A 17,329-nucleotide genomic window follows, 5' to 3' on the forward strand; every position below is an offset into this window, starting at 1 on the left:
CAACTGACGGCTTTTCTTATTATCTGCGCGCTGTGCTGCTACTTTTTCTATTTCTGGCGGTCCTGCTGCTCACGTACTCCAACGGCGCCAACGACAACTTCAAGGGCGTGGCTACGCTGTGGGGCAGTGGTACGCTGGCCTACCGCCCGGCCCTGATTTTGGCCACCATAGCCACGTTTGCCGGCTCCGTCTGCTCGTATTTTTTTGCAGAGGAGCTGATTAAGAACTTCTCGGGCAAAGGGCTGGTGCCCGATGACATTATCCAGTCGGTTGATTTCACGCTGTCGGTGGCGCTGGCAGCGGGCGTCACGGTGCTGCTGGCCACGCGGTATGGCTTTCCCATTTCCACCACGCACGGGCTGGTGGGCGCGTTGGTGGGGGCCGGACTGGTGGCAGTGGGCACGGCGGTAAATTTTGCCAAGCTGGGCGCCAGCTTTTTTCTGCCGCTCATTCTGGGGCCGGTGCTGGCCGTGGGGCTGGGCAGCTTGGTGTACGTGCTATTTCGGCAGGGCCGCCGGGCGGCGGGCATCACCGAAGAATCGTGCGTGTGCGTGGGCGACATCTGGGTGCCGGCCGCCGCGGCGCCCGCCGTGGCTTTCACGGCGCTGCCCACGCTGCACGCCGGCACGGGCACCCAGGCCGAGTGCCAGAACCTCTACCAGGGTAAATTCATCGGCCTTAATTTCCAGCCCCTCATCAACAACCTGCACTACGGCAGCGCCGCGGCCATGAGCTTTGCCCGCGGCCTCAACGACACGCCCAAGCTGGTGGGACTGCTGCTGCTGTGCAAGTTTTTCGCCATGCCCGTCAACGTGCTTATTCTGGCCGTGGCCATGGCCATTGGCGGCTTGCTGAATGCGCGCAAGGTGGCTAACACCATGAGCAAGAAGATATCGAAGCTCAACCACGGCCAGGGTTTTACGGCCAATCTGGTGACGAGCCTGCTCGTGATTGCGGCCAGCAAATTCGGCCTGCCGGTGTCCACCACGCACGTATCGGTGGGCAGCATCTACGGCATCGGCCTGGTAAACGGCACGGCCAACTCCCGGGAGATTGCCAAAATCGGGTTGTCGTGGCTGCTCACGCTGCCAGTGGCCGCGCTGCTGAGTGCGGGCTTCTACTACGCCTTTCACACGCTGGGCCGGTGATGAGTCTTCGTAAACGACCATAAATTAGAACGTCATGCTGAGCTTGCCGAAGCACCTCTACCGCTTCATTGCATGGCTCATACGAAGCGGTAGAGATGCTTCGACAAGCTCAGCATGACGGTCCGCCTTACCTTAACACTCTCCCGTTTACTCTTTTTTACGTGAAGCAACTCCTACTCCTGCTGCTGGCCACCTTTCTACCGCTCCTAACGTTTGCCCAGCTCACGACCAGCGCCTTTGAGGGCCAGATTGGGGGCCGGGATGCGCCGGCATTCCCGGCGCCACGGTGGTGCTGACGCACGTGCCCACGGGCACCCGCAGCGGCACGCAGTCGGACCCCGGCGGCAAGTTCCTGCTCAACAACCTTAAGCCCGGCGGCCCCTACCAGGTGCAGGTGAGCTTTGTGGGCTACACCACCGAAACCAAAACGGACCTGTACCTGAGCCTAGGCAAAGTAACGCGCCAGACTTTCACGCTGCAGGAAACCAGCACGGAGCTGGCCGGCGTGCAGGTCACGGCCAACAAGAGCGACCCCTTCACGACCGACAAAAACGGCCAGGCTTACCACCTGGGCCAGACGGCCATCCAGAACACGCCCACGGTGAACCGCAGCCTCGGCGACCTCACCAAGCTGATGCCGCAGGGCAACAAGAACTCCTTCGGCGGCTCCAACTACCGCTTCAACAACCTCAGCATCGACGGCATGGCCACCAACGACGTGCTCGGGTTTCAGGAACCGGCCAGCGGCGCGGCGGGCTCGGTGGCGGCCGGCACGCCCGGCGCGCTGGCCGGCACCCAGCCCATTTCGCTCGATGCCATCGACGAGATTTCGGTGGTGCTTTCGCCTTTTAACGTCACGCTGGGCAACTTCACGGGCGCCAACATCAACGCCGTGACCAAGAGCGGCACCAACCGGTTTGCCGGCAGCGTGTACGGCTACGGCCGCAACCAGGTGCTCACGGGCAAGAGCGTGGACGGCCTGCGCACGCCCATCGATAAGTACTACGACATCCAGTCGGGCGCCAGCCTGGGCGGGCCCATTATCAAGAACAAGCTGTTCTTCTTCGGCAACTACGAGTTGCAGCGCCGCGAGGAGCCGGTGTCTTTCGCGCCCGGTACCCCCGGCGCCGGCGTACCGCTGGAGGTAGCGCAGCAAGTGAGCGACTTTTTGAAGGCGCAGTACGGCTACGACCCCGGCACGTTTGGCAGCGCGTCCATCAAGCGCAACAGCGACAAGTTTTTGCTGCGCTTCGACTACAACATCTCCGACAAGCACCGCCTCACGCTGCGCGACAACTACGTGGCCGGCTTCGCCGACAACCTCGAACGCTCGCCCACAGTGCTGAACTACGGCAACCAGGGCTTTCGGCACAACAGCCGGACCAACAGCCTGGTGGCCGAGCTGAAAAGCACGTTCAACAGCCGGGTTTCCAACCAGCTGATTGCCGGCTTCAACACCGTGAATGAAAACCGCAGCTACCAGAACCGCCTGTTTCCGCACCTCGAAATCAACTACAACGCCTCCACCATTATTTACGCGGGCACCTACCGCGAGGCGGCCATCTACGGCTCCAGCGTAAGCACCACGCAGCTGACCGACAACCTGACGATTTTCAAGGATAAGCACACGCTCACCTTCGGCACTTCCAACGAGCTGAATAACATCGAATACCGCTTCCTGACGGCCTTTAATGGCCGCTGGCAGTATCCTTCGGTGGATGCGTTTCTGGCCAACCGCCCCACCCGCGTGCGCGGCGTGTACAACACCGAAAACAACGACGCGGCCTTCAACAAAACCCAGCCCTCGGCCGAGTACCGGGTGATGCTGCTCAGCGCCTACGCTCAGGACGACTACCGCGTGACGGACCGCCTGAATGTGCAGCTGGGCCTGCGCCTCGACATGCAGCTGCACCCCGACAAGGTGCCCATGAACCCGGCCGTGTTCAAAAACCCGGAGTTTGCGCAGTACCAGAACAAGTTTGGCGGCGTACCCCAGTTCAACCCCCGCCTCAGCTTCAACTACCAGCTCAACGAGGCCAACACCGTGCAGGTGCGCGGGGGCTCGGGGCTGTTCACGGGCCGCATTCCGTTTGTGTGGTACGCCTACGCGCACTACATCTCGGGCAACCGCTACAACAACATCGACTACCGCCCCACCGGCGCCCTGCCCATTGCCGAGGACTTGTCGGCGCTGCAATCCGTGCAGCCCGGTATTGCCGAAATTAACTTGATTGACAACGATTTCAAGCTGCCGCGCGACTGGAAGTCCACGCTGGCTTTCGACGTGAAGCTGCCGCATGATTTCACCTTCACGGCCGAGGGCCTGTACTCGAAAGTGGTGACGGGCATGCTGTTTCAGTCCATCAATTTCAAGGATGCCAAATCCACCTTCGCTGGCGCCGACAACCGGCCTTACTTCACCAACACCGGCAGCGCGGCCAAAATCGACCCCGCGTTTACCAACGTGTTTGTGATGAGCAACACCAACCAGGGCTACAACTACAACGCCACCTTCACGCTCAGCAAGCGCATCCAGAACCACCTGGAGGCCTACGCCGGCTACAGCTACGGCCAGAGCAAGGACATCGTGAACGGCGTGCGCGTGTCGCCGGCCGCCAACTACGAATGGAACCAGTCGCTGGTGGCCAACAGTCCCGCCCTTGCATATTCCAACTTCGACCTGCGCCACAAGTTCATCGGCAACCTGTACTATAATCTGAACGTGAGGGAGGTCAACCTCGGGGCCAGCCTTGTCTACATCGCACGTTCGGGCAGCCCGTTCTCCTTCGTGTACGAGGGCGATGTGAACCGCGACGGCTCGGCCAAAAACGACCTGCTCTTCATTCCCCGCAACCGCGAGGATATTGTGCTGGCGCCCATCACGGGTGCCGCGCCGGTGTCGGCACAGCAGCAGTACGAGCAGCTCGACCAGTACATCAAAAGCAGCCCTTACCTGTCGGGCCGCCGCGGCAGCTACGCCGAGCGCAACGCGGCCCGCACGCCCTGGGTCCAGCAGCTCGACCTGCGCCTCACCGCCAAGCTGCCCCTCACCCAGGCCGGTACCCAGCGCCTGGAAATCACCCTCGACGTGCTCAACCTGGGCAACCTGCTGCGCAACGATTGGGGCCGCCAGTACTTTGTGCCGAACATCAACAACTCGGGCTACGCCCTGCTCGATTTTCAGCGCATCGAGAACAACCGGCCGGTGTACCAGTTCAAACAGCCCACCAGCACGCCCTGGCAAACCGACCCCATCAACTCGCGCTGGCAGGGGCAGCTGGGCCTGCGCTACTCGTTCAACTAGCGCGGGCGCTGCCAGCAAAAAAGAAAGGCCGACCAGTAAAACTAGTCGGCCTTTCTCGCACTATTTACCGGAGCACCGAAATGGCCGGTTGCCTATACCACGGTGCCGCCGCAGCTGGAGCCCGCGCCGGCGGTGCAGCCGTAGCAATGCTGATTCACCACGATGGCGCGCTCCCCAAGGGCGGCGGCGTCGAAGTCGCGGACGTGGCGCACCGGGCTGGCCACGTGCAGGTCCAGCATCTGATTGAAGTCGCAGTCGTAGAGGCCGCCGTCCCAGCTCACGGAGATGGTGTCGCGGCACATCACGCTGGCCGCCGCTGCCGGGTTGAATGCATTCACCAGCTTTTCCATGTAGCCCGCGTAGTTGCCCGACTCAATGAGGTAGTCGAGGTAGCGACTCACGGGAAGGTTGGTGATGGCATACAGCTCGTTGAACACAATGCCGAAGTCCCGAGACAGAGCCCGCTTGTAGTCGGCCTGCAGGCCGGCCTGCGGCCCGGGCAGCGACGCGCCGCCGGGGTTGAACACCAAGTTCAGCACCAGGCCCGAGCCTTCCTGACCGTAGCCCACGGCGTTGAGCATTTTCAGGGCCCGGATGGAGTCGTCGAACACGCCATCGCCGCGCTGCTTGTCGGTGTTTTCGGCGGTGTAGCATGGCAGGGAGCTCACCACCTCCACGCCGTGCCGCTTGAAGAACTCGGGCAGGTCGTGGTACTTCTTGTTGGCCACGATGATGGTGAGGTTGCAGCGCACCAGCACCTTGCGGCCCAGGTGGCTGATTTGCTCCACAAACCAGCGGAAATCGGGGTTCATTTCCGGGGCGCCGCCGGTGAGGTCCACCGTGGCGATGTCGGTCTGGGCCAGCGCATCGAGGCAGAGCTGCATTGTGGCGCGGGTCATGATTTCCTTGCGGTCGGGGCCGGCATCCACGTGGCAGTGGTTGCACACCTGGTTGCACATTTTACCCACGTTGATTTGCATCACCGCGGGCGCCACCGGCCGCAGCGGGAAGAACCCGGCATCGCGCAGCTTCTCGTGAAAGCGTGGCAGGTGGTGCGTATCGGCCACCTCCCGGCTAAGCACCGTGAGCTGGAAGGCAGAGTCGGCCAGCTGGTTGCCGGTGGCCTTGAGGGACTTAATCATGGGCTCGGGAAAAGAAAAAGTTAGAAGCGCAACTCAACATGCAGCAGGCCCCGGCCGGCTTAGCAGCAACTGCCGGTGGTGTCGTCGGAGGAGCTGCCGGCCGGGGCGGCTACCGGCCCGCAGGGGAACAAGCCAAAATGCCGGTCCTTGGTCCCGTCGAGGCGGAAGTGGGCCCCGAAGCGGGTGAGGGCCAGCATGTCGGCGGTGTTGCCGCACACCAGCATGGGGCGGCCGGTTTCGAAGTGGTGGTGGTCGTCGAGGGTGAAGCCGTTGGGCTCGTCGGGCAGGGTGCCGAGGTAGGTGGCCACCTGGCCGTAGTCCTCGCACTGGTCTTCCAGCGCCAGCTTAAAGGCCCGCACGGTGAGCGAGTAAAACTTGATGTTGCCCACTTTGCGCTCGATTTCCTCGTTGTCGATGGTGAGGCGGCGCTGGCTCATGAGGCGGTAGTCGTTCACGCCCAGCTCGCGCAGCAGGCGGCGGAAGTCCTCGGTGTAGAGGGCGCCGCTCAGGCACTCGCCGTAGAGCACCGGGTCCTGGCGCAGGCTTTCGGGAATGCGGCGGTCGGCAAACACGTCGGCAATGAACAGCTCGCCGCCGGGCTTCAGCACCCGGAAAATTTCGCGGTAGGTGGCGGCTTTGTCGGTGCTCAGGTTCAGCACGCAGTTGCTCACCACCAGGTCCACGCTGTTGTCCGCGATGCCGGCGGCGGCCAGGTCCTCAATGTAGCCGTGGCGGAACTCCACGTTGGGCTGCGCGTAGCCGAATTTGGTGGTGTGCGCGGCAATGTGGCGGTTGGCCACGGCCAGCTGCTCCTCGGTCATGTCGACCCCAATTACGTGGCCCCGCTCGCCCACCAGCTTAGAGAGCAAATACACGTCGCGGCCCGAGCCCGAGCCCAGGTCCAGCACCGTGAGGCCTTCCACGGCCGAGGGCACGCACACCCCGCAGCCGTAGTACTTCTCCAGCACTTCCGACTCCAGCGTGGCCAGAATGCGCTTGTGGGCGGTAGGAATATTGTCGGTGCAGCAGGCGTTGGTTTTCAGGTCCTGGCTGGTGTGCAGCTCGCGGCCGTAGTAGTCCTGTACCTGCTGCTGAATGCGTTGCTCCATGAGAAAGGAAGTCGAAAAGAATGGAAAATGCGCTGGTAAGCGCGGGAACGAGCGAATGGTTTTTCAGGGAAGCGCTACCGCACGGGTTTAACTGCCCTGACGGCCAGCCGAAGCCCAATACTGTACTGCTCAGCGAAAGTTACGACCATTATCCGGCAGCGGATTGCCAGCCCGACCATGAGCGCCAGCTACCGGCCCGCCAACCTGCCGAAACAGGAGCTACTCAGGAACAACGAAGGAGCGTTATCAACTGATTTATAGCGAAACAACCAGAGAAAGCAGCCTGAAACCGACGAGCAAAAACAACGCGTATTTGACCAGCTACGCTTCGCGCCGCAGCGCCTTGAGTTGCTGCCGCACGACTTTCACCCGCTCGTCGAAGCCGTCGGGGTCGTAGTCCACGCCATCCACATCCAACTGCTCCAGCAGGTCCATCATGGCGTTGGCGTGGTCGGTGCGGGTGCCGGCGGGCATGGTCACAAAGGTCAGCTCCGACCACAGCAGGGCCAGCAGGCGCGTGCCGGTTTCGTCGCGCATCTGCATTTCCAGCACCAGGTTGGAGTTGTCGAAGTGAATGAGCTGGCTGGAAATGCGCACTTCCGCCCCCTGCCGCGCCGGCTTTAGGTAGCTGATGTGGTGCTTGGTGACCACCCAGGCGGCGCTTTGCTTGCGGGCCAGCTCGCCCATGTTCAGCGAGTAGTGCGCCGTGGTGTGGTCTTCCCGGGCGTTGAGGAAGTAGTCGAGGTAGCGGGAATTGTTGAGGTGCCCCAGCATGTCGCAATCCTGAAAGTAGATGCGGTGGGTGGTTTCGGGCGTTTTGATGAGGGAAGGCATGAAACAAAGAATGTAGCGGAGCGCAAAGGTCGGGGGCGGGGCCGAATCTCTCGTGTCGTCCTGAGCGCAGCAAAGGACCCTATCACGTTGCACCGTAATTATTCCGCGGTGAGAAGGTCCTTCGCTGCGCTCAGGATGACAGGCGGCTGCGAGCATCACAGCAGTTACCGCGCCCAAAAACTACTCGGCACGCCTAACACTTTGCGGAAAAATTGCTACCTTTTAGCCATTAAAACTTCCCGCCTTATGTTCACGCTTACGCCCGACCGTTCTGTTGTTCTGCACGCCCTTGCCGACACCATTATTCCGGCGCTGGCCGATGGCAGCCCGGCTGGCTCGCTGGGCGTGAACCTGGAGAAGCTGGAAGCCGCCATTCGGGAGCAGCCGCTGGGCGCGCAGGCGGAGTTCGGCCAGCTGCTCGACCTCATGCAGAAGCCCATTCTGGGCCTCACCTGGTTTGGACCGCTGAAACCTTTTCGCAAGCTGGAGCCCGAGCAGCGCGAGCAGCTGCTGCAAAGCTGGGCCGCTTCCAACGTGCCGCAGCTGCGCAAGGGCTTTCAGGCAGTGCGCAAGCTCTGCACCTTGCTCTACTACGGCGGCAGCATGCCCGACCTGCCCGCCGCCTGGGGCCACCTGGGCTACCCCGGTCCCGACGAGAAGCCCGTGGACACGCCCAAGCCCATCGGCACCCTGCGACCCAACCAGGACACGGACTACGACTGCGACGTGCTGGTGATTGGAAGCGGCGCGGGCGGCGGCGTGGTAGCCGGCGAGCTGGCCCAGGCTGGCTACGACGTGCTGGTGGTTGAAAAAGGCCCCTACTGCCACGGCTGCGACTTTACCCAGCGCGAAGTGGACATGCTGGGCAAGCTGTATGATGCGAAAGGTGCCCTCTCGACGCAGGACGGCAGCATCGGTATCCTGGCCGGCTCCTGCCTGGGCGGGGGCACCACCGTGAACTGGGCCGGCGCCTTCCGCACCCCCGATTACGTGCTGCAGGAATGGGCCCGCGAGCACGACGCGCCCCATTTCACCACCCCCGAGTTCAAGGAAAGCATCAATGCCGTTGCCCGCACCATCGGCGTGAACACCAACTACACCCGCCACAACGGCCAGAACCAAGCCCTGTGGGACGGTTCGACCAAGCTGGGCCAGGAAGTGAAGTTGATTCCGCGCAACGAAAAAGGTCTCACCGACTCGGACAGCCACTTTCGCAGCCTGGGCTACACCAGCCTCGGCGATGCCCACGGCATCAAGCAAGGCACCCTGAACACGTATTTGCTCACGGCTTTTGAGCACGGCGCCCGCATTCTGGCCGATACCAAGGTGGACCGCGTGACCATTGCCCACGGCCGCGCCACCGGCGCCGAAGCCGTGCACACCACCGAAGACGGACGCCAAATCCGCATCACGGTGCGGGCCCGTCGCGTGGTGGTGGCCGGCGGCGCCATTCAAACGCCCGCCTTGCTGCTGCGCTCCGGCCTGAAGCACCCGCACCTGGGCCGCCACCTGCACCTGCACCCCACCGTGGTGGTGGGCGCCCGTTACCCGCACCCCATGAACTCCTGGCACGGCCCGAGCATGAGCGTGGTGAACGACAACTTCACCATGCTGCACGGCACCAACTTCGGCGCCAAGCTCGAAACGCCCCCCACCCACCCCGGCCTGCTGAGCATGGTGCTGCCCTGGCTTTCGGGCCGGCAGCACCACGAGCTGCTGCGCGACGCCAGCCACCTGGGCTCGTTCATTGTGCTCACCCGGGACCGCGACGGCGGCCGCGTGAGCCTCGACAAGCACGGCGCCGCCCTGATTGACTATACGCTGTCGGATTTTGACCGCGCCAACATGCTGGAAGGCGTGCGCGCGGCGGCCCAGATTCACGTGGCGGCCGGCGCCACCGAGGTGTACCTGCCCCACGGCACCCTGCCCACTCTGCACACCCAGGACGGCACGCTGCAAAACCCGGAAGTACTCGACAAGCTGCCGCACCTGAGCTGGAAGCCCAACCAGTTCGGCCTTTACAGCGCCCACCAGATGAGCACCTGCCGCATGGGCGGCGACGCGGCCACCCACCCGCTCAAGCTCAACGGCGAAACCGTGGAGGTGCAAGGCCTTTTCGTGGCCGATGGCTCGGCGTTTCCGGCCTGCAGCGGCGTCAACCCCATGCTCACCATCATGGCACTGGCCCACTTCACGGCCCAGGGCATGAAAACCGGAGACGGCCGTTTCGGCCGCGCAGTACCTTTGGCCCCAACTTTGGGCCAACATGCAACGAATTAAAAACGCAGTAACGACGCGACGAATAGCCGTAACGCTGTTTTTTGGCGGCTTGCTGCTGCTGGGGCTGCTGCTCACCCAGGACTATGGCATGAGTTGGGACGAGCCCGCCGAACGGGAGGCCGGCTACGTCAGCCTGCAGTACGTGGCCCAGCGCCTGGCGCCCTACGCACCCGAAAACCCTTACCTGACTGGCTGGCCCGTGTTGCGCACCTACCGCGATGCCGACCATGGCGTGGCCTTCCAACTGCCCATGGCGGTGATGGAAGCCATTTTTTCGCGCCACGACTTGCAGCGCGCTTACTGGTTGCGGCACTTCCTCGTTTTCGGCACTTTCATCCTCGGCACCTGGGCTGTGTACCGGCTGGCAATGGCCCAGTTTGGCAGCTGGAAGTGGGGGCTGGTAGCGGCGGCAATACTGGTGCTGTCGCCGCGCATTTTTGCCGAGGCCTTTTATAATTACAAGGACCTGGTGTTCATGAATCTCTTCGCGCTGGGCGGGTACACGCTCACGCGCTTATTGCGCCGGCCCACCACGGGGCGGGCGCTGGTACACGCGCTGGTCACGGCTCTGGCCACGGATGTGCGCATCATGGGGCTGCTGCTGCCCGCGCTCACGGTGGGCTTTGGGGCCCTGGAATGGTGGGCAAGGCCGGTGCGGCGGCGCGAGCTGCTCCGCGCGGCTGCATTATACCTGGCCACGGTGGGCCCGTTGGTGGTACTCTTTTGGCCATACCTGTGGGAGGCGCCTGTGCAGCGGCTATGGGCGAATTTCGGCAGTTTCCGGCGCTACCGCCAAACCATGCAGGTGTTTTACCTCGGCCAATTGGAGTCGTGCCAGCGCCTGCCCTGGCACTACCTCTCGGTGTGGTTGCTGGTGACCACGCCCGTGGCCTATACCGCCTTGTTTGTGGGCGGAACAGCGAGCGTGTTGCGCGGGTTTTACCAGCATCGCGTTGCATTCCTGCGGCGCGCGACGGGGCGGCGCGACCTGCTTTGGGGGGCGTGGTGCTTGGGGCCGTTGCTGTTGATTATCCTCATTAATTCCGTTGTTTATGACGGTTGGCGGCACGTTTATTTCATTTATCCGGCCTTTGTGCTGCTGGCCGTGCGGGGGCTGCGGGCGGGGGTACGGACCTGGCGGGCCGCCCCGCAGGCCTCGACCAACCGGCGTCTGGGGGTGGTTGCTGGCACATTATTGGCCGTCGGTTTGGGCCATACCATTCTCCGCATGGTCACCGACCACCCTCACCAAAACACCTATTTCAGCTTTCTGCCCGGCCCGGTTGCGGCCCGGCTATTCGAGCGCGATTACTGGGGCATTTCAGCCCGGCAGGGCCTGGGCTGGCTACTGGCTCACGACCGCCGCGCTACCGTAGCCGTCAGCGATACGCTTTACTACAAATACTTTCTCCACAACAACTCACTGCTGCTACCGGCAGCCGACCGGGCCCGGCTGCGCCTGGTGCCGCACCACCAAGCGGAATATTTCATCGGCATGTACCGCTGGCACCCGGCACCATATGACGCAACTTATGGCACGGCTATCCACGAAATCCAGGTGGCGGGCCTGCCCATCCTCACGGTGTTTCACCGCTGACCGCAGATGGTGTGCTTGCCGTGTGGAATGCTTCCCAAAGCTGCGTTGCAATCGGCCGATGCTCCTGGCAGCCCTTGCCCAGTCCCAAGCCAGTGCCTCAGCAAGTCCTACAGGCGCTTTTTTACAGCACAATGCACCCTATCACGGTGTTCTGCGTACTCGGGGAACAATTACATATGTTCTCGCCTATGCGTTTTGCCTCATTTTCTGTGTTCATCCTGGCCTCGGGATTAGCACTCGGTAGCTGCACCTTGTTTCGGAAACGGGAAAAAATTCCGGTGGTGGAGACCGTGCGCACGGCCGACTCGCCCACGCCCGTCACGGCAGCCCGGGACTTGGCCGACGTGATGGCCACTGAGCTGAACCTCAGCCCCGAGCAAACCACGCAGGTCCGTGAGGTGCTCAACAGAACCGTGAAGCAGGCCAATGCCGCCAAAGCCACGTTTGCGCCCAAGTCGCCGCAGCTGATGACCGAGCTGAAGCGCATCAACACCAGCTCGCAGAAAGAGCTGCAGATTGTGCTCGGCCCCACCAAGTTCAAGCAGCTGCAAGCCAACCAGCGCAAAATGGCCGCCGAAATGCAGCAGCGGCGGCAGTAACCAGTGCAGCGAGCCGCATTATCGACGGCGCAGGAATTCCCCTTTCGTGTTCCACAGCCCGGCGTAGCGGCCCACGTGGCGCGTTGCTGGCCCCGGCATGGGCGTCAGCTGGTAGTAGGAGATGCCGTTGCGGCGGCGGTAATGCACGGTAGCGGGGTCGAGCGCCCTGAGGCGCAGGGTATCGCGGCCGAGGGTTTGCCACACCAGCTTCGGCCGGGCCAGTTCCAGGCGCTGCACTTCCCAGCTTTCGGCGTTTTCGGTGGGCGTGCTGAGGTAATAGCGCCCCTGAAATCTTCGCAAGCGGCCGGCATGGGCTCCCGTTAGCGCGAAAATGGTGTCCTGCGACAGCCAACTGTCGCGGATGGAGTCTTTGCCCACCGGCCGCAAATAGTGAAGCTGGCCACCCTCGCTCCGGTAGGTGCTGTCGGTGGTCAGGCGCAGTATAGCCGCCTCGGGCTCGTGCCGGCCAAGCACCTGGCTCTGCAATTCTTGTAACCACACGGCCGTGCGCCCGATGTGCAGGGAGGTTGAGGAATCAGCGGCCGTGTACACCGCTTGGTGCCGCGCCGGGAAGGCCGCCATATCGAAGGCACCTGCCGGAAAAGGCTGCGCGAAATTCACTACGGGGCCCTCGTCGCAGGCGGCCAGCAGCAGTCCGGTGGCGACGCAGCCGGCCCCACGCCAAGCAAACAAAGTTCTCATGTTCTTTCATGCCGGCAGCAGCAGAAAGTAACCCAGCCCAGCGGGCGGAGCAGGCGGCAGCCCTGTTCTGAGCCTGGCTTTCAACAAAAAAATCCTACAAATACTTCACCAGCAAGCCAATGAGCTTGCGCACCTTGGGCGTGTAGGGCGGGTACATGGCTTTGATGCCGGTGAAGCCCACGCGCTGGCGCATCACGCCCTTTTCGTTGCTGAACGCCAGGAAGCCCGAGTGGCCATGCGCTTTGCCAAGGCCGCTGTTGCCCACGCCGCCGGTGGGCAGTTCGGGATGCGCAAAGTGCAGCACCGTTTCGTTGACCCCGGCACCACCGGCCGAGACGTTCTCCAGCAAAAAACGGCGGTTTTCGGCGCTGCTGGAGAAAACGTATTGGGCCAGCGGCTTGAGGCGGGCGTTGATGTAGTCGGTGGTTTCGCTTAGAGTTTTGAAGGTGAGCACGGGCAGCAGCGGCCCAAAAATTTCTTCTTCCAGAATGCGGGAACCGGCCGGCACATTGGTCAGAATAGTGGGCTCGATGTAGTTCTGCGCGGCATCGACGGTGCCGCCGGCGGCCACGGTGGCGCCGCGGGCCTGGGCATCTTCGAGCAGGCCGGCCAGCCGAGCTAGGTGGTGGTGGTTGACCACGCGGGCTAACGACTCGGAGTGCTGAATGCCGGCCCCGTCGGGGTTGTAGGCCCGCTGAATGGCCCCTTTAAGCTCGACGAGCAGGGCCGGCTGCACGCTTTCCTGCACCAGCAGGTAGTCGGGGGCCACGCAGGTCTGGCCGTTGTTGAGGAATTTGCCCCACACAATTTTCTCGGCCGCGTCGCGCAGGTTGGCCGTTTCATCCACCACGGCGGGGTTTTTACCGCCCAGCTCCAGGGTGAGGCCGCTAAGGTGCTGAGCGGCGGCGCGCATCACAATCTTGCCTACTTCGGGGCTGCCGGTGAAGAAAATATGGTCCCAGGGCAGCTTGAGCAGTTCGGTGGCCACCTCCTTGTCGCCCTGAATGAGCACCACTTCGTCGGGCCGGAACAGCTCCTCGCACAGGCGCTGCAGCAGGGCCGAAGTGGCGGGCGTTTGCTCCGCCGGCTTGATGACCACGGCATTACCGGCCGCAATAGCCGAAATCAACGGCCCCACCGCCAGGTAAAACGGGTAGTTCCAAGGGGAAATAATCAGCACCACGCCCTTGGGTTCTACCTGCACCCAGGAGCGGGTACCCAGCAGCGCCAGCGACGCGCTCACCCGCCGCCGCGCCATCCACCGCTTCAGGTGCTTGCTGGTGTGCTTGAGCTCGACCAGCGACGTCCAGATTTCGGTCATGTCCGTCTCGGCTGCCGGCTTACGGAAGTCGGCGTGCAGGGCCTCGTGAATGGCCGTGCGGTTGGCGTGCAGCCAGTCGGCGAGTTTTTGCAGGCGGGCGCGCCGCTCGCTTACGCCTTCGCGCCGCAAGGCGGGTGCCCGCTGGCGCAAGGCATCAAACTGGGCCTGAAAGGCATTGGCGGCCGCCGTGGTAACGGGGCCGGAAGCAGCACTGGACACGGAAGCAGCTGGTTGCATAAGAAGGAGGATAAGCCCGCCGGCCATTATGGGCCCGGCTGCCTGAAAGATACGCCGCGCACTGAGCATTCACGACTGGCATCAATTATGAAAAAAGCAAGGGGGGGGGCATTCGGGTTTTTAGTTGGCGGGGCCAAACAAAAAGCCCGTTCCAATGCTGGAACGGGCCTTGTTGCTTTTCTGCCAGTGTAACTTCTTATTTGAACAGCGGCTTTTTCACCTTGCGGTTGCCGTCTTCGTCGATTTTGATTTTGGTACCGTCGGCCAGTTTCACTTTGCGCGAGCCGTCGTCGCTCACCTTCACTTTGGCATCGTTCAGGTACTTGGTTTTGCGGTTGCCATCGCCATCGCGCTCCAGCTTTTTCACGCCCGAACCCTGGCCCACGTTGGTGGTGCGGGTACCGGTGCCGGTGCTAACCGTGGTTACGCGGGCCGGGGCCACCGAGTACGGGCCGTTGCCGTAGCTGGCGCGGTTGGCCGAGTAGGTATTGTAGTAATCGGGGTTGTTGAGCGTGGTGCGCACTTCCTCGTCGGCACGGTCGTTGGTTTCGCGCATGGCCGTATAGCGGCCCGTGGTGTCGGCGGAGTAGCGGGTTTCGAGCTCGCCCAGGGTCCGGCCGCGGGTATAGTAGGTCTTTTCGATGCGCGTCACGACCACGGTGTCGGTCAGCTTCAGGTCTTCGGCTACCCGGGCGGCCATGCGGCGGGCCTCGTCGCGGGCCATTACGTCATCTTCCGTTACTACGGCCGTGTTGGAGTCGGTAACGGGCGTGGTGGCGACAACTTCCGTCGTTTTTTCCTGCGAACAGGCAGCGGTGGCCAACGTGGCAGCGGCCAACAGGCCAAGAAGTTTAGTATTCATGATTTTGCGAGTTGAGTAACCATAAATGGCAATGTAGCCATTTTTAGGCCCTGATACGGCGGCGCTGGTTCAGAGGTTCGACAGGGGCTACGGCCCAGCTTAGGCGTTCACCACCGAGCCGCCGTTGGGGTGCAGCGTCTGGCCCGAGAAATAGGAAGCGTCTTCCGACGCCAGAAACACGTAGGACGGGGCCACTTCCGAGGGCTGGCCGGCGCGGCCCATGGGCACGTCGTGGCCGAAAAGCGGCAGCTTCAGCATGCCTATTCCGGTGATGAATGGCGTCCAGATGGGGCCGGGCGCCACGGAATTCACCCGAATGCCTTTCTTGATGAGCTGCAACGACAAGGCCCGCGTAAAGGCTGTGATGGCGCCTTTGGTGGAGGTATAGTCAAGCAGCATCTCATTGCCCTTGAAGCCGTTCACGGAAGCGGTGTTGATGATGGAGTCGCCCTCGGCGAGGTGCTTGAGGGCCGCCCGGGTGATGCGGAACATGGCGATAATGTTGAGGTTGAAGATGCTGTCGAGCTCCTCGTCCTTGATTTCTTCGAGCGACTCGTGCCAGTTCTGTTCGGCGGCGTTGTTCACCAGAATGTTCAGCCCCCCGAGCTCGGCCACCGTGCGGTCTACTATCTCCTGGCATGCGGCGGGCTGCTTGAGGTCGCCGGGCAGCAGCAGGCAGCGGCGGCCGTAGCCGCGCACAATCTCCTGCACCATCTCGGCGTCCTGCTGCTCGGTGGGGAAGTAGCTGATGGCCACGTCGGCCCCTTCCACGGCAAAATGCACGGCCACGGCCCGCCCAATGCCGGAGTCGCCGCCCGTGATGAGGGCCACTTTGCCCTTGAGCTTATCGGCCCCCTTGTAACCCTCCCGAATGAATTCGGGCGCGGGGGTCATCTTGTATTCCAGGCCGGGGTGGCCGGCGCCGGCGTCTTGTTTCTGGGGCGGGAAAATGGTGGGTTTGTCAGACATTGGAGAGGTTGGTGGAAAGGAATGTCTGTTTCCTAACGCGCCTGCCTTAGGTGGGTTACGCCTCGCGGAGGTTTTGCCCAGCCGGAGCTCCACTTCCCCAAGCCGTACCTTTGGGGTTTCCGTTCCGGCGGTGGCGCCCGCGCCGCTTCGGTTTCGGCGCTTCACCTCCCCCCTTGCCCAATGCCCCCCATCTCCTCCACCCGCCTCAATAAATTCATCAGCGAAAGCGGCTTTTGCTCCCGCCGCGAAGCCGACCGGTTTATCGAGCAGGGCCAGGTGCTGCTCAACGGCAAGCCGGCCCAGATAGGCGACCAAGTGGGCCCGCGCGACCGGGTGAGCGTGAACGGCCACAAGCTGGAGCCCAAGCAGGCCGAAGACGCGGTATACCTGGCCTTTAACAAGCCGGTGGGCGTGACCAGCACTTCCGAGCCGGGCGTGCGCGGCAACATCGTGGACTACGTGAACCACGCCGCCCGCGTCTTCCCCATTGGCCGCCTCGACAAGGACTCGTCGGGCCTGATTTTCCTGACCAGCGACGGCGACATCGTCAACAAAATCCTGCGGGCCGGCAACAAGCACGAGAAGGAATACCTCGTGCAGGTGAACCGCATTCTCTCCGACCGCATGCTGGAGGAAATGTCCCAGGGCATCCCCATGCTGGGCACCATCACCAAGCCCTGCCTCATTGAAAAGGAGACACCCTACATATTTCGCATCACGCTGGTGCAGGGGCTGAACCGCCAAATCCGCCGCATGGTGGAGCATTTTGGCTACGAAGTGGTGAAGCTCGAACGCGTCCGCATCATGAACGTGACGGTGAAAGGCCTGCCCGTGGGCGACTGGCGCGAGCTGACCCCGCCGGAGCTGGCCGGCATCATGAAAATGGTGGCCAAGTCCAGCGGCACCGAAGACGCCTCGGGCGGCCGCCGCCGCACCACGCCAACCGACGCCCCTAAAACGCCCGCCGTGGACCGGCGCCCCAAGTCCGGCCCGCCTTCTCAAAAGAACCCCTCCGCCAACGGCTGGTGGGGCCCCCGACCCGAAAAAGCCACCGGCCCCGGCACCAGCAAGCGCCCGGCCAAAGCCGGTAGCGGCGCCTCAAAACCAAAGAACAGCGGCCCGGGCAAACTGGGCAGCCGCCCCCCCGCCAGGGGCAAGACCGGGGGCCGCAGCAAAGGACCGGCTCCAAAGCGGTAATTACTTAGCCATTAGCTTTTCAGCTCAA

At 62.8% G+C, this 17,329-nt stretch carries 14 protein-coding genes; 7 read left to right on the forward strand and 7 right to left on the reverse strand.

Going from position 1 to position 17,329, the window contains the following annotated elements:
- Positions 1 to 32 precede the first annotated feature (32 nt).
- From BEN47_RS17990 to BEN47_RS18000, 3 genes are all read left to right on the forward strand, one after another.
- The gene (locus tag BEN47_RS17990; protein ID WP_070730400.1) at positions 33 to 1,148 is read left to right on the forward strand and encodes an inorganic phosphate transporter; all 1,116 of its coding nucleotides are present in this window, start codon (positions 33 to 35) and stop codon (positions 1,146 to 1,148) included.
- Positions 1,149 to 1,309: 161 nt separating this feature from the next.
- Positions 1,310 to 1,444 (forward strand): hypothetical protein, encoded by a 135-nt coding sequence (locus BEN47_RS22555; protein WP_262490415.1) that lies wholly within the window; start codon positions 1,310 to 1,312, stop codon positions 1,442 to 1,444.
- Positions 1,435 to 4,452 carry a TonB-dependent receptor gene (locus tag BEN47_RS18000; protein WP_070730404.1) on the forward strand — a complete coding sequence of 1,006 codons (3,018 nt, stop codon included), beginning with the start codon at positions 1,435 to 1,437 and terminating at the stop codon, positions 4,450 to 4,452. The genes BEN47_RS22555 and BEN47_RS18000 overlap by 10 nt, the downstream gene beginning before the upstream one ends.
- A gap of 92 nt (positions 4,453 to 4,544) precedes the next feature.
- Here BEN47_RS18000 and arsS read toward each other — a convergent pair whose 3' ends face one another.
- The 3 genes from arsS to BEN47_RS18015 form a co-directional block, all read right to left on the reverse strand.
- Positions 4,545 to 5,591, reverse strand: coding sequence for an arsenosugar biosynthesis radical SAM (seleno)protein ArsS (arsS, locus tag BEN47_RS18005; RefSeq protein WP_070730450.1), 1,047 nt, complete (start codon positions 5,589 to 5,591; stop codon positions 4,545 to 4,547).
- Between the two features lie 62 nt (positions 5,592 to 5,653).
- Entirely contained in the window at positions 5,654 to 6,703 is a 1,050-nt protein-coding gene (locus BEN47_RS18010) for a methyltransferase domain-containing protein (RefSeq protein WP_070730407.1), read from the reverse strand.
- Between the two features lie 321 nt (positions 6,704 to 7,024).
- Positions 7,025 to 7,537 (reverse strand): acyl-CoA thioesterase, encoded by a 513-nt coding sequence (locus BEN47_RS18015; RefSeq protein ID WP_070730409.1) that lies wholly within the window; start codon positions 7,535 to 7,537, stop codon positions 7,025 to 7,027.
- Between the two features lie 246 nt (positions 7,538 to 7,783).
- On the opposite strand from BEN47_RS18015, the gene BEN47_RS18020 reads away from it, so the two are divergent.
- The 3 genes from BEN47_RS18020 (at position 7,784) to BEN47_RS18030 (ending at position 12,013) form a co-directional block, all read left to right on the forward strand.
- Positions 7,784 to 9,817, forward strand: a complete 2,034-nt coding sequence (locus BEN47_RS18020; RefSeq protein WP_070730411.1) for an FAD-dependent oxidoreductase — start codon at positions 7,784 to 7,786, stop codon at positions 9,815 to 9,817.
- Positions 9,804 to 11,414 carry a hypothetical protein gene (locus tag BEN47_RS18025; protein WP_125921788.1) on the forward strand — a complete coding sequence of 537 codons (1,611 nt, stop codon included), beginning with the start codon at positions 9,804 to 9,806 and terminating at the stop codon, positions 11,412 to 11,414. The genes BEN47_RS18020 and BEN47_RS18025 overlap by 14 nt, the downstream gene beginning before the upstream one ends.
- A 188-nt stretch (positions 11,415 to 11,602) precedes the next feature.
- A complete protein-coding gene (locus tag BEN47_RS18030) occupies positions 11,603 to 12,013 on the forward strand; it encodes a hypothetical protein (protein WP_125921791.1) in 411 nt (136 codons plus the stop codon).
- 18 nt (positions 12,014 to 12,031) lie between these two features.
- Here BEN47_RS18030 and BEN47_RS18035 read toward each other — a convergent pair whose 3' ends face one another.
- The 4 genes from BEN47_RS18035 to BEN47_RS18050 all read right to left on the reverse strand — a co-directional run bounded on the left by BEN47_RS18035 (position 12,032) and on the right by BEN47_RS18050 (position 16,104).
- A complete protein-coding gene (locus BEN47_RS18035; RefSeq protein WP_125921793.1) occupies positions 12,032 to 12,715 on the reverse strand; it encodes a hypothetical protein in 684 nt (227 codons plus the stop codon).
- Positions 12,716 to 12,809: 94 nt separating this feature from the next.
- Entirely contained in the window at positions 12,810 to 14,273 is a 1,464-nt protein-coding gene (locus BEN47_RS18040) for an aldehyde dehydrogenase family protein (protein WP_083322563.1), read from the reverse strand.
- Between the two features lie 196 nt (positions 14,274 to 14,469).
- Positions 14,470 to 15,135: a hypothetical protein gene (locus BEN47_RS18045; protein WP_125921796.1), complete on the reverse strand. Its 666-nt coding sequence runs from the start codon at positions 15,133 to 15,135 to the stop codon at positions 14,470 to 14,472.
- Between the two features lie 99 nt (positions 15,136 to 15,234).
- Positions 15,235 to 16,104 carry an SDR family oxidoreductase gene (locus BEN47_RS18050; RefSeq protein ID WP_070730421.1) on the reverse strand — a complete coding sequence of 290 codons (870 nt, stop codon included), beginning with the start codon at positions 16,102 to 16,104 and terminating at the stop codon, positions 15,235 to 15,237.
- Positions 16,105 to 16,284: 180 nt separating this feature from the next.
- Here BEN47_RS18050 and rluF point away from each other — a divergent pair, with 180 nt between their 5' ends.
- Positions 16,285 to 17,301, forward strand: coding sequence for a 23S rRNA pseudouridine(2604) synthase RluF (gene rluF / locus BEN47_RS18055; RefSeq protein WP_070730423.1), 1,017 nt, complete (start codon positions 16,285 to 16,287; stop codon positions 17,299 to 17,301).
- Positions 17,302 to 17,329 lie beyond the last annotated feature (28 nt).

Source organism: Hymenobacter lapidarius (assembly GCF_001816145.1).
GTDB classification, from domain to species: domain Bacteria; phylum Bacteroidota; class Bacteroidia; order Cytophagales; family Hymenobacteraceae; genus Hymenobacter; species Hymenobacter lapidarius.

What these genes read in the sequence shown, in the direction of transcription:
- BEN47_RS18050 (WP_070730421.1), bottom strand. Translation starts at nt 16,104, where the DNA reads ATGTCTGACAAACCCACCATTTTCCCGCCCCAGAAACAAGACGCCGGC.
- BEN47_RS18010 (WP_070730407.1), bottom strand. Translation starts at nt 6,703, where the DNA reads ATGGAGCAACGCATTCAGCAGCAGGTACAGGACTACTACGGCCGCGAG.
- BEN47_RS18020 (WP_070730411.1), top strand. Translation starts at nt 7,784, where the DNA reads ATGTTCACGCTTACGCCCGACCGTTCTGTTGTTCTGCACGCCCTTGCC.
- BEN47_RS18040 (WP_083322563.1), bottom strand. Translation starts at nt 14,273, where the DNA reads ATGCAACCAGCTGCTTCCGTGTCCAGTGCTGCTTCCGGCCCCGTTACC.
- BEN47_RS18030 (WP_125921791.1), top strand. Translation starts at nt 11,603, where the DNA reads ATGCGTTTTGCCTCATTTTCTGTGTTCATCCTGGCCTCGGGATTAGCA.
- BEN47_RS18035 (WP_125921793.1), bottom strand. Translation starts at nt 12,715, where the DNA reads ATGAGAACTTTGTTTGCTTGGCGTGGGGCCGGCTGCGTCGCCACCGGA.
- BEN47_RS18025 (WP_125921788.1), top strand. Translation starts at nt 9,804, where the DNA reads ATGCAACGAATTAAAAACGCAGTAACGACGCGACGAATAGCCGTAACG.
- rluF (WP_070730423.1), top strand. Translation starts at nt 16,285, where the DNA reads ATGCCCCCCATCTCCTCCACCCGCCTCAATAAATTCATCAGCGAAAGC.
- BEN47_RS18045 (WP_125921796.1), bottom strand. Translation starts at nt 15,135, where the DNA reads ATGAATACTAAACTTCTTGGCCTGTTGGCCGCTGCCACGTTGGCCACC.
- BEN47_RS18015 (WP_070730409.1), bottom strand. Translation starts at nt 7,537, where the DNA reads ATGCCTTCCCTCATCAAAACGCCCGAAACCACCCACCGCATCTACTTT.